This window comes from Longimycelium tulufanense (genome assembly GCF_014645795.1).
In the GTDB taxonomy this organism is placed as follows: domain Bacteria; phylum Actinomycetota; class Actinomycetes; order Mycobacteriales; family Pseudonocardiaceae; genus Longimycelium; species Longimycelium tulufanense.
In genome coordinates this window covers 74,223-85,946 of sequence record NZ_BMMK01000023.1, presented here as the reverse complement: position 1 = coordinate 85,946, position 11,724 = coordinate 74,223, and the positions used below count along the sequence as shown (strand labels likewise).

Below are 11,724 nucleotides of genomic sequence, written 5' to 3'. Positions count from 1 at the left end.
ATTCGCATGCTTTCTCGATGGCCGCGTGACGCCCCACGATGGGCCCATGGCAGCAGAGGCATCACCTGGAGCGCGTGCGGCCGCCCCTGATCCGCCTGTCACGGCGTGGGAGCGGCGCACCGAGTGGCCGTTGACCGTGCTCGCAGTGTTGTTTTTCGGCGCATATGCGTGGCGTGTGCTGGACACCGGCTTGTCTCCGGGTGGTCGTAGCGCGCTCGATCTGTTCATGTGGGTCGCCTGGGCGGTGTACGCAGTGGACTACTTCGGCCGGCTGGCGATCTCCCGGCAGCGGTGGCAGTTCGTCCGGCGGCACCTGTTCGACCTAGCGGTGCTCCTTCTTCCGATGTTTCGGCAGCTCCGCGTACTACGGCTGGTGACCGTCCTGATCGCACTGAACCGCCGCGTCCCGAGCAACCTCCGCACGAATGTTGGTGTCTACGTGACCGGCGCGACGGCTCTGGTGGGCGTGAGCGCGTCCCTGGCCGCCCTGGACGCGGAGCGAGGGCACGCTGGAGCGACCATCACCACGTTCCCGGACGCACTGTGGTGGACACTGGCGACGATCACGACCGTCGGATACGGGGACACCTACCCCGTGACGTGGCAGGGCCGGCTGGTGGCGGCCGGGCTGATGCTCGCCGGGATCGCGTTACTCGGTGTCATCACCGGAAGCATCGCGTCGTGGTTCGTCGAGCGCTTCCGGGGCGTCGAGGCGTCCCTGGCGAGCACCAGCCAGGCGGTCGACGAGTCCACGCGCGTCGAGCTGACGGCACACGCCGAGCTGCGGGCGCTGCGGGCCGAGCTCGCCGAGCTCCGGGAGCAGCTCTCCGCCCGCTCCGGTTGACCTCCTGGCCGGCCCCGGGCCGACCGGTCGGTACGGCTTTGACGTGCTCCCCGCTGGAGCGGCAGGTCTGCCATACGGTGACGGCAGTCGGCGCAGGTCTTCGACGACGCCAACCACCGATCCACTGTGTGCACGGTGCGCCCGTACCGCTCCGCCTTCTCCCGAAGGAGCCGGAAGGACGGGGACAGCGCGCCGACAAGGGGCCTGGTCACTGCGCGTTCCTGCCCGGGATTGTCGGGCTGGTCCGCCATGCTGCTGGTAGGAGGCGAGAGGCGTGACCTCGGTGGTGATCACGACGGCGGCCGTGGTGGTCGCGCTGGCGCTGGCCGGCGCGCTCGTCCTGTTCTGGCGGCTCTACCAGGACAGCGTGCGTCGGGCGGATGCCGCGTTGGCCGCTGTGGAGGCCGAGCGGGCCCGCGGGCGGGAGCAGCAGGCGGCGTTGCGGCGCTACGAGGTGGCGTTCGCCTCCGCCAGCGGTCGCGGCGAGCTCGGTGAGCAGGTGCTGGTGGAGACCGCCAAGGCGCTCGGCCTGCGGGAGGGGCTGCACTTCGCGGTGCAGACCGATGTGGCCGGCGGTGGGGCGGCCCGTCCCGACCTGGTGCTGTTCGTCAGCGGTGGCCGGCAGGTGCCGGTCGACGCGAAGACCAGCCTGGCCACGTGGGCGGAGGCGGTGGAGACCGACGACCCGGCCGAGCGTGCCGACGCGCTGCGGGTGCACGTGCGCAACGTCCGTGCCCGGGCCGCCGAGCTGGCGGGCAGGGGCTACCAGCGGTGGGCGGACGCGATCTACGGGGCGATCATGTTCGTGCCCTCGGACGCGGCCGTGGTTGCGGCCCTGGACACCGATCCCACGCTGCTCGGTTGGCTGCTCGACCGTCGGGTGTTCCTGTGCGGGCCAACGGGGTTCGCCGTGGTTGCCTCGGCTGCCCTGTTCGCGGCGACCGAGCGCACCCTGGCCGACGATGTCGATCGGGTGCGTGGTCAGGCGGCGCGGGCACATCGCTCGGCCAACGCCGCTGTCGAAGCCGTCAACGTGTCGAGCACCCACCTGCAGCGGTTCCTGGCCGCGCGGCGGAAGGAGCTGGACGCCCTGGAGGGCTTCCGCACGGCCGTTCAGCCACTGACCGATGCGGCCGGCCTACCCGGCGGTGTCGCCGCGGTGCGGCGCGAGGACGAGGTGACGACCTACGGGGTCGCCAATGGTGTGATCGGCGCCGAAGCCGGACCGGATGCCCTGCCGGAGAACGGCTCCGGCACGCTCCGTGACAGCGCCGGCTGACACGCCGGCTGACATGAGGCCCTTCACCGGGCTGGTTGGCCTGATCAGCACGGTGATGACGGGGCGCGATCATGCCCCCGCGGGGTGAGTCACGCCACAACGTCGGCAACGGCTGTCGATCGGGCGAACCGGTCCCGCGCCCAGACGGCACCTGCCGCCGCCCCGCGATCTCCGACGCGGTCCGCAAGACACGACGAATTCCTGGTGAGAGCGGCTTTTCCGGGCTGCCGGGGACATGTGGGGTCGCCCGGCGGAGACCGGGGTCGGAAGATCCGCGCCCCCCGATCGGAGCTTCGTCACCCGGAGTGACGTTGCGCTCAGTTCGCGCCGTCACGGGCGACGAGTTCGGCGTCCGACGCCCCGGCGGCGTTCCGAGACCGTCTACCGTGATGTCCGTGACCGCGACGCGAGACCGTCGAAGCGATCTTGCCGACGAAGCCGCCGGGGTGCCGCTGGCCGAGCGCTCCGTCTTCGGCGGTTCCCGAGGGCTGCCCTGGTGGGGGGCCGTGCTGCTGGCCTTCCTGCTGACCGAGATCGGCGTCGCGGTGGACCTGCAGCGGGAGAACGCGCTGGGGTTGATCTTCAAGGGCGGCTACTTCGTGGGCTGCCTGCTCGCGGTCTGCTGGGTGCGGCGCGGGAGCCTGTTCGGGCCGATGGTGCAGCCACCCCTGCTGCTGGCCGTGTCGTTGCCGTCGGTGGTGTTGCTCTTCGGGGAGTCGAGCCGGGAGGGCATCAGCGACGAGATCCTGAACGCGGCCTTCCCGCTGGTGAACGCGTTTCCGACGATGGCGGTGACCACGGGTGTGACGGTCGGCGTCGGGTTGCTGCGGATCCTGGTGCAGCGTGGCCGGAGGACCGGTCGGACGGCCCGGAAGTCGACGCGGGAGAAGGTGCGGGAGAAGCAGCGCGCCAGGGCCGCGGCCGGCCGGCCGAATGCGGGTGCCGCCGCGGCGAAGGTCGGCGCGGGCAAGCCCGGGGCCGCCAGCGCCACGTCGGCCAAGTCCGGCTCGGCAACCCGCACCTCGAGCGGGATGCGTGGTGGCTCCAGGCAGGGCACGTCGTCCCGGATCAGCCGGAGCAGCACGGCGGGTGGGACCCGCACCACCGCCCAGCGCCGCCCGCGCGGCGATGCCTACTGAGCCGGCGACGGCGGGTTCGGGCTCACATTGCGGTAGGCATTCGCGCAGGACACTGAGTGGGCCGCCCATCCTGCGCTCGAGGCCGACATCAACACGTGCCGACCGCAATTGCGGTCGGCACTGTGGGGCGGGTGGTGGGAGTCCGGTTCCGCGAGCTGGCGAGCCTGCCCGACAGATCGCCGGGTCAGCCGGACACCGGCCGGCGAACGAGGTCCCGGGAACCGCTCAGCGAACGAGGTCCTTGCGCAGCTCGCGCGGTAGCGCGAAGGCGATCTTCTCGTTGGCCGTGGTGATCTCCTCGACCTCGCCCCAGCCTCGCTCGGACAGCCACCGCAGGACCTGCATCACCAGGATGTCCGGCACCGAGGCGCCGCTGGTGACTCCGACGGTGTCCACACCGGCCAGCCAGTCCTCGTCGATCTGGTGCGCGTAGTCGATCAGCCGCGCGGCCCGGGCGCCGGCCTGCAGCGCCACCTCGACCAGGCGCTTGGAGTTGGACGAGTTCTGCGAACCCACGACCAGCACCAGGTCGCACTCGCCCGCCATCGCCTTCACCGCGACCTGCCGGTTCTGCGTGGCGTAACAGATGTCGTCGCTGGGCGGGTCCTGCAGTTCGGGGAACCGCTCCCGCAGCTGCGCCACCCGCTCCATGGTCTCGTCCACGCTCAACGTGGTCTGCGACAGCCAGATCACCTTGGCCGGGTCGCGCACCTCGACCTGGGCGGCGTCCTCGGCGGTGTCCACCAGCTGGATGTGCTCCGGCGCCTCCCCCGCGGTGCCTTCGACCTCCTCGTGGCCCTCGTGGCCGATCAGCAGGATGTCGTAGTCGTCGCGGGCGAACCGCTTGGCCTCCTGGTGCACCTTGGTCACCAGCGGGCAGGTCGCGTCGATCGTGCGCAGGTTGCGGCGCTTGGCGTCGGCGTGCACCTCCGGCGAGACACCGTGCGCCGAGAAGATCACCAGCGCGCCCTCGGGCACCTCGTCGGTGTCGTCGACGAAGATCGCCCCGCGCTCGGAGAGCGTCTCCACCACGTGCCGGTTGTGCACGATCTCCTTGCGCACGTACACCGGCGGCCCGTAGGTCTCCAGCGCCTTCTCCACGGTCACGACGGCGCGGTCGACGCCGGCGCAGTAGCCGCGCGGCTTGGCCAGCAGCACCCGCTTGCGCGGCTGCCCGACCCGGTCCGGAGTGGCCTCGGTGGCGTCGCTCATGCCCCCAGCCTACGGGCCGGTCCGGCCCCAGCCGGAGGGGGCGACGCAAGTCACGGACGGTGGCGTGCGGAGATCGGGGCGTCAGGGTGGGCACGGCCCGCGAAACTGCGGCAGGCTAGTGATTATGAAGCCGCTCCCGCTACCCGTCCGGGTCGCCGCCGGCCTCGCCGTCACCGCGGTGGAGGAGGCCCGCAAGCTGCCCCGGCAGCTGGCCGGGCTGCCGGTGACCGTGGCCAGCCAGGCCCTCCAGCTCTCGATGCGCGTGCAGCAGCAGATCACCGAGCTGGCGATCAAGGGCGACGAGGCGTTGGCGGGGTTGCGGCCGGCCGAGGAGCAGCCGGAGTGGGCGACCTTCGACGAGGACCTCGAGACCGCGCCGGCCCGGCCGGGGCGGGCCGAGCCGGGCCTGCCGGAGGAGGAGCCGACCTGGCGGTCCGAGGAGCCGGGTCTGGACGAGGGGATGCTGGACATCGAGCTGGCCGACGAGGCCGAGGCGCCCGCGCGGGGCGCGGCGGTGCCCCAGGAGCCGCCGCTGGCGGACTACGACGGCATGACGCTGGCGCAGGTCCGGGCGCGGCTGCGGAAGCTGTCCGTCGACGACCTGGCCGCCTTGCTGGCCTGGGAGCGGGGGCACGCCGACCGGCCGCAGTTCAGCTCGATGTTGGCCAACAGGCTGGCCAAGGTCCGGGCCGAGGGCTCGCAGTGAGGGCCGGGTGAGCGGGGGCGGCCCCACCACGCCCGAGCAGCCCTGGCCGGTCCGCACCGTTGCCCGCAAGATCGCGGACTGGGTGCACCGGCTGGGCGCGGTGTGGGTGGAGGGGCAGCTCACGCAGTTCAACGCCCGGCCGGGCACGAGCACGGCGTTCCTGACGTTGCGTGATCCGGCCGCGGACGTCTCGCTCACGTTGACCTGTCCCGTCGGGATGGTTCGCGGCTTGGAGCCGCCACTGACGGAGGGCAGCCGCGTGGTCGTGCACGGCCGGCCCACCTTCTACGTGGGGCGCGGGACGTTGAGCCTGCGCGTGGACGAGATCCGCGCCGTCGGGATCGGCGAGTTGCTGGCGCGGATCGAGCGGTTGCGGCGGCTGCTCGCGGCGGAGGGCCTGTTCGACCCGGCTCGCAAGCGCCCGTTGCCGTTCCTGCCGAAGTGCGTCGGCCTGATCACCGGCCGTGCGTCCGCGGCTGAGCGCGACGTGTTGACCAACGCACGTGCCCGGTGGCCGGCGGTGTGCTTCCGCGTGGTGAACGTTGCGGTGCAGGGCGCCATGGCGGTGCCGCAGGTGGTGGACGCGCTCAACATGCTCGATGCCGATCCCGAGGTGGACGTGATCGTGTTGGCCCGGGGCGGGGGCAGCGTCGAGGACCTGCTGCCGTTCTCGGACGAGACGTTGTGTCGGTCGGTGGCCACCTGTCGGACGCCGGTGGTGAGCGCGATCGGGCACGAGCCGGATTCCCCGCTGGTGGACCATGTTGCGGACGTGCGGTGCTCGACACCGACCGACGCCGGGAAGCGCGTGGTGCCGGACGTGGCCGAGGAAACCCGACGGATCCATCAGCTTCGCGACCGCGCCCGGCGGGCGCTGCACGGATGGGTGGATCGTGAATGCCGGTTGCTGGCGGCCCTGCGCAGCCGGCCGGCGCTGGCCGACCCACTCGGGCCGCTGGTCAAGCGGGCCGAGGAGGTCACGGCGCTGCGGGAACGCGGGCGACGGGCGATGCTGGGGACGCTGGCCACGGCGGACACGTTCCTGTCGGCAACCAGATCGCGCTTGACGACCCTCGGACCGGCGGCCACGCTGGCCCGCGGGTACGCGATCGTGCAACGGGTCGTGCCGGACGACGGCACCGAGGTCGTCAGGTCCGTGGCCGATGTCCCCCCGGGCACCACCCTCCGCGTGCGGCTCGTCGACGGGGCGGTGCGGGCGGTGGTGTCGGACGGCGCCGAGGACCAGCACCGCGAGCGCGGACCGGGTGACCAGCGGTGAGCGGAGGTGAGCGGTGCCGAACCCGGCGCGGGAGACCACGTTCCTGCCGCTGACCGTGGCCGCGGCCCGAACGGCCGTGGCGGCCGCGGGCACCGGACCGGCGGCGTGCGACGCACGAACCGTTGCGCTGCGGGCCGAGGAGGCCGACGCGGCGGCCACCGAGTGTTGGCTGGCGTTGCTGGCCGGCTGTGCGACCGCGGGCCGGCGAACCCTGCCGTCCCGGCTGCGCGCGCTCACCGAGGCCGCCACCGTATATGCGGGTGGTCGCTGCATGGTGCGGCGGGTGGCCGAGGCCGAGGTGCGGATCAACGACGCGGTACGCGACGGGGATGGCGCGGAGTTCGCCGAGGCGTTCGTAGGCTATGACCAGGCGGTGGCCACCGCCGTGGTGAGTGTGCAGGGCCGACTGGGGAGCGCAACGGCGTGAGTGCGTCCGAGAACCCGCCCGGGGAGACGGGCCGGAGTACGGAGATTCCGGCTGAGCTGGCCGGGCTCGGTTACGAGCAGGCCCGGGACGAGCTGGCCGAGGTGGTGCGCCGGCTGGAGGCCGGCGGGCTGTCGCTGGAGGACTCGCTGGCGCTGTGGGAGCGCGGCGAGGCACTGGCCCGGCTGTGCGAGCGGCACCTTGCGGGCGCGCGGGAGCGGGTGGAGTCGGTGCTCGCCGCGGCCCGCGAGGCCGACGAGGAACCCGAGCAGCCCATCGCCGAGTAGGCGCGCGTGCGGTTCCCGGTGGCCGGCTCCGGTCACCCGGTGCGCTGTCTCCGGGCAGAACCCCAGGTGGCCGCCGCCAACAGCAGGCCCCATGCGAGGAACCACGGGTCCCACAGGAACAGGTGCCAGTGGAAGGCCTTCCAGTTCATGGTCGGCGCGGCCGCGACCACCCCGACCTTCACCAACACCTGCCCGACGGTCAGCGCCCCGCCGTACAGCACGAGTAGCGTGGCGGCGCCCCATGCCGCCACGAGAAGCAGCCCTCGCGGTAGCCGCCTCCCCCACTGCTGCACCACGGCGAGCCCCAGCACCGATGCGACGAGCTTCAGCCCGGCGGTCAGCCACACGATCGCGATCAGCCTCGGGTCGCGTTGCCGGGCCAGTTCCTCCAACGTTCCGCCCAACGTGTCCAAGCCCGCCGTGCCACCAGCAGCCCAGTAAACGCTCACCAGCGCATGCAGCAGACCAACCGCGAAGGCCGCGTAGCCGCACCACACGAGCAGGAGCAAGCCTCGGGGCGGGCGAGCGGGCACGAGATCAGCAACCATCTTCAGTCCCCCAGACCTGGGCACCCGGCCGGAGCCTAACCGCCGACCTCCGCCACGAGCCGGTCGAGCCGGGACGAGGTGGCCTCCAGCCACCGCAGGTCCGCCTCCATGTGGGACAGCGCGTGGTCGCAGATGAGCTGGTCCAGCGGATCGCCGCCGGCCTTGCGCCGCACCAGGCGACGCATCACCCGCGCGTGCTCGACCCGCTGCGCCTCCAGCACATCGGCGGCACTCCGTCCGTTGAGCAGTGCGACAACCACCTTCGCGTACACCGTGCTACGCAACGGGATCTCGGGCTTCTCCGGGGTGTCGAGCCAGCGTTCGAGGTCCTGCGCCCCGATGTCGTTGATCGTGTACTGCTTACCGGCCGCACCACCCTGCCCGCCGGTCTCGACGTCGATCAGCCCGTCCCTGAGCAGCCGCGCCAGGGCAGCGTGGATCTCGGCGTGCGGCAGTGGTCGGTCATGGCCGAATCGCGCGTCGTACTCCCGCTTCAGGTCATGACCGTGCTTCGGGCCCGCCCGCAGTAACCCGAGCAACGTGTGCGCGATCGACATAGCTCCCGACTGTACCTCGCGTGTATACACTCATGTTATAGCGCGCGGACCGAGAGATCGAGGACAGCCACCAGCAGCCGAAGATCCGCGAACCAGCGCCTCGCACCGGCCGCCATCACAGGGAGCCTGCCGCCCAGGTAAGCCGTGACGGCGCCGAAGCGGAACAACCCCACTGACGGCCTGTCCCTCAGTCCGGTGATCAGTACCCCCGGTACGGCCCGACCGCTGCACCACCCTGCCACCGCGGACGAAGTGATGGCGTGATGAGCTTCGCGCTCGGGATTTCGGCGGCGGTCGACCAGGCCCGCCGGAAACGCCCGGCCCCCCTCCCCGGATGGCTGGTCGCGGCGGCGCCCGCCGTGCTGGCCGCCAGCCTGCTCGCGCACCTGGCGACGCAGCTCGCCTGGCCCCGCTCCTTCCACCTCGTCGACCTGCTCGTCTACCGGGCCGGCGGGCTCGCCCTGTGGTCCGGCCCCGTGCTCTACACCGAGCCCGTCGTCGCCGACCTGCGCTTCACCTACCCGCCGTTCGCCGCGCTGCTGTTCTCCCCGCTGGGCTGGGTCTCGTTCGACACCCTGACCGGGCCCGGCACCGCGGTGAACGCGGCCGCCCTCACCTGGGTCGTCCTGCACTGCTGGCGACACCTCGGCCAGCCGCCGGGCCGCCAGCTGGCCGCCCTCACCGCCCTGCTCGCGGCGACGGTGTTCTGGCTGGAACCCGTGCGCACCACGATGGCGCTCGGCCAGATCAACCTCGTGCTGATGGCCGTGGTGCTGTGGGATCTCACCCGCCCGGACAGCGCCCGGTGGAAGGGGGTGGCCGTGGGCATCGCCGCGGGGATCAAGCTCACCCCCGCGTTCTTCGTGCTCTATCTCTTGGCCACGCGTCGCTTCCGGGCCGCGGGGATCGCCGTCGCCGCGCTCCTCGGCACGGTCGCGGCCGGCTTCCTGGCCGCTCCGGCCGCCGCGAGCACCTTCTGGGCGGGCACCTTCCTCGACTCCGGACGCATCGGCTCGATCGCCGTACCCAGCAACCAGTCGATCACCGGCATGCTCACGCATCTCACCGGCGACGGCAGTTACCCCAGGTCGCTGTGGTTGCTCCTGGCGCTCACGGCCGCGGTGACCGGCCTGTGGCTCGCCGCCGGCGCCCGGCGGCGGGGTCAGGAGCTGCTCGGCGTCACCCTGGCCGGCCTCACCACCACGGCGGTCTCCCCGTTCTCCTGGAGTCACCACTGGGTCTGGTTCGTCCCGCTCGCGGTGCTGCTCACCCACCACGCCCGAACCGGTTCCCGCCGCGTCGGGCTCACCCTGCTCGCCGCGCTGCACCTGCTGGCGGGCGCCTGGATCGTCGGCTTCGCCCGCACCGGCAACCCGGTGCCCGGCCTGTTCTTCCTCGACCTCTTCCACGACCTGCCGCTGGCGCTGGAGTTGCTCACCCGCAACGTCTACCTGGTCATCTTCGCCGGCACGCTGGCCCTCACCGCCACCCAGCTGCTCCGGCCGCTGGCCCCGGCCCCGGGCCCGCTCCGCTCGCCGGTGCTGGGCGCCCGGTCGCGGGCCCTGCCCGGCGCCGGGCGACCGTGGGTGCTGCTCAGCCGCCGGGGGTCGGGGCGCGGGTGACCTGCAGCACGGGAGCACCCTGCACCGCCCCGGCGAGCGTGCGGAACTCCTGCTCGTCGCCACTCCCGGTCACCAGCACCCGGTGACCGTCCAGCTCGGTCACCCAGGCCCGCTCCGACCGCTGCCCCGGGTAGACCGTCCACCGCACGCCGTCCACCTCGACCGAGGAGGTGCTGGACTCCTGCCGGCCGGTCTCGAACCGCACCAGGTCGGCCTCGGCCCCGTTCGACTGGGACAGCCGCAGGTAGTGGCCGCTCGGGCTGAGCCAGCCCACCCGCACCGCGTACGCCTTCGGGGTGGTCTCGCCGAACCGGTCCACGCCCGCCGAGTTGGCCCGCCACCCGGCCGGGAGCTCGGGCTGGCGCACCCCGAACGGCACCCGCTTGGCCGCGCGGTGCAGCTCGGCCGTGGGGTCCACGGTCGGCACCACGCCCTGGTCCACCGACGGCCCGCCCGGGCTGAACGAGCAGCCGCGCGTCACGCCGACCATGACGAACACGATCAGCAGCAGGAAGAGCAGGGACATCACGATGTCGCGGATGCCCTGCTGGCCTCGGCTGCGCGGCGGCGGATTGCTCGGGGTGGACACGCCACCCATCGTCTCAGGAGAACGGGCTGACGCGTTCGGCGGTTCGCCCGGTGGGTACGTGTTCTGCGAGGATCGAGGTACTGCTGGGCCCGGCGCGCCGCTGACGGGCGCGCCCGCGCGCCCACGGATGATCTCCAGCCGATCGCAGCCGACCCGGGAGGCGCGAATGAGCACGTCGAACCCGACCACCGCCGACCAGCGGCCCGAGGCGCCCGACCGCAACCTCGCCCTCGAGCTGGTCCGGGTGACCGAGGCCGCGGCCATGGCGGCGGGCCGCTGGGTGGGCCGGGGGGACAAGATCGGCGGCGACCAGGCCGCCGTCGACGCGATGCGCAAGCTCATCAGCAGTGTCTCGATGCACGGTGTCGTCGTCATCGGCGAGGGCGAGAAGGACGAGGCGCCGATGCTCTACAACGGCGAGGAGGTCGGCCGGGGTGACGGCCCGGAGTGCGACGTCGCCGTCGACCCGATCGACGGCACCACACTGATGAGCAAGGGCATGCCGAACGCGCTGGCGGTGCTCGCGGTGACCGAGCGGGGCGCGATGTTCGACCCGTCGGCCGTGTTCTACATGGAGAAGATCGCGGTCGGCCCGGAGGCGGCCGACGTGATCGACCTGGCCGCCCCGGTCGGCGACAACATCCGCCGGGTGGCCAAGGCCAAGAACACCGAGGTCTCCGACGTGACCGTGTGCATCCTGGACCGGCCGCGGCACGAGGACCTGGTGCGCCAGGTGCGGCGGGCCGGTGCCCGGATCCGGTTCATCAGCGACGGTGACGTCGCCGGCGCGATCTCCGCGGCCCGCCCCGGTACCGGCGTGGACATGCTGCTCGGTATCGGCGGCACGCCGGAGGGCATCATCGCGGCCTGCGCGATGAAGTGCATGGGCGGCGCGTTGCAGGGCCGGCTGTGGCCCAAGGACGAGGCGGAGCGGCGCAAGGCACTGGACGCCGGGCACGACCTGGACCGGGTGCTCACCACCACCGACCTGGTGCGGGGCGACAACGTCTTCTTCTGCGCCACCGGCATCACCGACGGCGACCTGTTGCGTGGTGTGCACTACCGCTCGGGCGGCTGCACCACCCAGTCGATCGTCATGCGCTCGAAGTCGGGCACCGTCCGGCTCATCGACGGTTACCACCGGTTGAGCAAGCTGCGCGAGTACGCCTCGGTCGACTTCGGGCCGGTGGCGGCGGATGAGGACGCTCAGCCGCCGCTGCCGTGACCCAGAGCTGAGT

At 72.4% G+C, this 11,724-nt stretch carries 13 protein-coding genes and 1 pseudogene; 9 read left to right on the top strand and 5 right to left on the bottom strand.

Annotated features, from left to right (window positions below):
* The first annotated feature begins 46 nt into the window (after positions 1-46).
* Complete coding sequence (locus IEY55_RS21640) at positions 47-844, top strand: potassium channel family protein (RefSeq protein ID WP_189060348.1); 798 nt, start codon at positions 47-49, stop codon at positions 842-844.
* Between the two features lie 86 nt (positions 845-930).
* On the opposite strand, the pseudogene IEY55_RS33060 reads toward IEY55_RS21640, so the two are convergent.
* Positions 931-1,095: pseudogene (locus IEY55_RS33060) on the bottom strand (zinc ribbon domain-containing protein); the annotation flags it as partial.
* Positions 1,096-1,118: 23 nt separating this feature from the next.
* On the opposite strand from IEY55_RS33060, the gene IEY55_RS21630 reads away from it, so the two are divergent.
* Positions 1,119-2,123, top strand: coding sequence for a DNA recombination protein RmuC (locus tag IEY55_RS21630; RefSeq protein WP_189060347.1), 1,005 nt, complete (start codon positions 1,119-1,121; stop codon positions 2,121-2,123).
* Between the two features lie 395 nt (positions 2,124-2,518).
* Positions 2,519-3,262: a DUF6542 domain-containing protein gene (locus IEY55_RS21625; protein WP_189060346.1), complete on the top strand. Its 744-nt coding sequence runs from the start codon at positions 2,519-2,521 to the stop codon at positions 3,260-3,262.
* 225 nt (positions 3,263-3,487) lie between these two features.
* Here the strand turns inward: IEY55_RS21625 and IEY55_RS21620 are convergent, their stop codons facing one another.
* Positions 3,488-4,474 carry a 4-hydroxy-3-methylbut-2-enyl diphosphate reductase gene (locus IEY55_RS21620; protein WP_189060345.1) on the bottom strand — a complete coding sequence of 329 codons (987 nt, stop codon included), beginning with the start codon at positions 4,472-4,474 and terminating at the stop codon, positions 3,488-3,490.
* Positions 4,475-4,598: 124 nt separating this feature from the next.
* Between IEY55_RS21620 and IEY55_RS21615 the strand changes: the two genes are divergently transcribed.
* From IEY55_RS21615 to IEY55_RS21600, 4 genes are read left to right on the top strand one after another with little or no spacing between them, the layout of a single operon-like run.
* Entirely contained in the window at positions 4,599-5,180 is a 582-nt protein-coding gene (locus IEY55_RS21615; protein WP_189060344.1) for a lipid droplet-associated protein, read from the top strand.
* Between the two features lie 7 nt (positions 5,181-5,187).
* Positions 5,188-6,459 carry an exodeoxyribonuclease VII large subunit gene (gene xseA, locus IEY55_RS21610; protein ID WP_189060343.1) on the top strand — a complete coding sequence of 424 codons (1,272 nt, stop codon included), beginning with the start codon at positions 5,188-5,190 and terminating at the stop codon, positions 6,457-6,459.
* Between the two features lie 13 nt (positions 6,460-6,472).
* Positions 6,473-6,886 (top strand): hypothetical protein, encoded by a 414-nt coding sequence (locus IEY55_RS21605; protein ID WP_189060342.1) that lies wholly within the window; start codon positions 6,473-6,475, stop codon positions 6,884-6,886.
* The gene (locus IEY55_RS21600) at positions 6,883-7,170 is read left to right on the top strand and encodes an exodeoxyribonuclease VII small subunit (protein ID WP_189060341.1); all 288 of its coding nucleotides are present in this window, start codon (positions 6,883-6,885) and stop codon (positions 7,168-7,170) included. The genes IEY55_RS21605 and IEY55_RS21600 overlap by 4 nt, the downstream gene beginning before the upstream one ends.
* A gap of 32 nt (positions 7,171-7,202) precedes the next feature.
* Here IEY55_RS21600 and IEY55_RS21595 read toward each other — a convergent pair whose 3' ends face one another.
* Positions 7,203-7,742 carry a DUF3995 domain-containing protein gene (locus IEY55_RS21595; protein WP_229686616.1) on the bottom strand — a complete coding sequence of 180 codons (540 nt, stop codon included), beginning with the start codon at positions 7,740-7,742 and terminating at the stop codon, positions 7,203-7,205.
* Positions 7,743-7,753: 11 nt separating this feature from the next.
* The gene (locus tag IEY55_RS21590) at positions 7,754-8,275 is read right to left on the bottom strand and encodes a PadR family transcriptional regulator (protein WP_189060340.1); all 522 of its coding nucleotides are present in this window, start codon (positions 8,273-8,275) and stop codon (positions 7,754-7,756) included.
* A 263-nt stretch (positions 8,276-8,538) separates the two neighbouring features.
* On the opposite strand from IEY55_RS21590, the gene IEY55_RS21585 reads away from it, so the two are divergent.
* Positions 8,539-9,897 carry a glycosyltransferase 87 family protein gene (locus IEY55_RS21585; protein ID WP_189060339.1) on the top strand — a complete coding sequence of 453 codons (1,359 nt, stop codon included), beginning with the start codon at positions 8,539-8,541 and terminating at the stop codon, positions 9,895-9,897.
* On the opposite strand, the gene IEY55_RS21580 is transcribed toward IEY55_RS21585, so the two are convergent.
* Positions 9,869-10,486, bottom strand: coding sequence for a DUF4245 domain-containing protein (locus IEY55_RS21580; protein ID WP_189060338.1), 618 nt, complete (start codon positions 10,484-10,486; stop codon positions 9,869-9,871). The genes IEY55_RS21585 and IEY55_RS21580 overlap by 29 nt on opposite strands.
* Positions 10,487-10,652: 166 nt before the next feature.
* Here IEY55_RS21580 and glpX point away from each other — a divergent pair, with 166 nt between their 5' ends.
* Positions 10,653-11,711, top strand: a complete 1,059-nt coding sequence (glpX, locus tag IEY55_RS21575) for a class II fructose-bisphosphatase (protein ID WP_189060337.1) — start codon at positions 10,653-10,655, stop codon at positions 11,709-11,711.
* Positions 11,712-11,724 lie beyond the last annotated feature (13 nt).

What these genes read in the sequence shown, in the direction of transcription:
- IEY55_RS21640 (WP_189060348.1), top strand. Translation starts at nt 47, where the DNA reads ATGGCAGCAGAGGCATCACCTGGAGCGCGTGCGGCCGCCCCTGATCCG.
- IEY55_RS21620 (WP_189060345.1), bottom strand. Translation starts at nt 4,474, where the DNA reads ATGAGCGACGCCACCGAGGCCACTCCGGACCGGGTCGGGCAGCCGCGC.
- IEY55_RS21615 (WP_189060344.1), top strand. Translation starts at nt 4,599, where the DNA reads ATGAAGCCGCTCCCGCTACCCGTCCGGGTCGCCGCCGGCCTCGCCGTC.
- IEY55_RS21590 (WP_189060340.1), bottom strand. Translation starts at nt 8,275, where the DNA reads ATGTCGATCGCGCACACGTTGCTCGGGTTACTGCGGGCGGGCCCGAAG.
- IEY55_RS21585 (WP_189060339.1), top strand. Translation starts at nt 8,539, where the DNA reads ATGAGCTTCGCGCTCGGGATTTCGGCGGCGGTCGACCAGGCCCGCCGG.
- glpX (WP_189060337.1), top strand. Translation starts at nt 10,653, where the DNA reads ATGAGCACGTCGAACCCGACCACCGCCGACCAGCGGCCCGAGGCGCCC.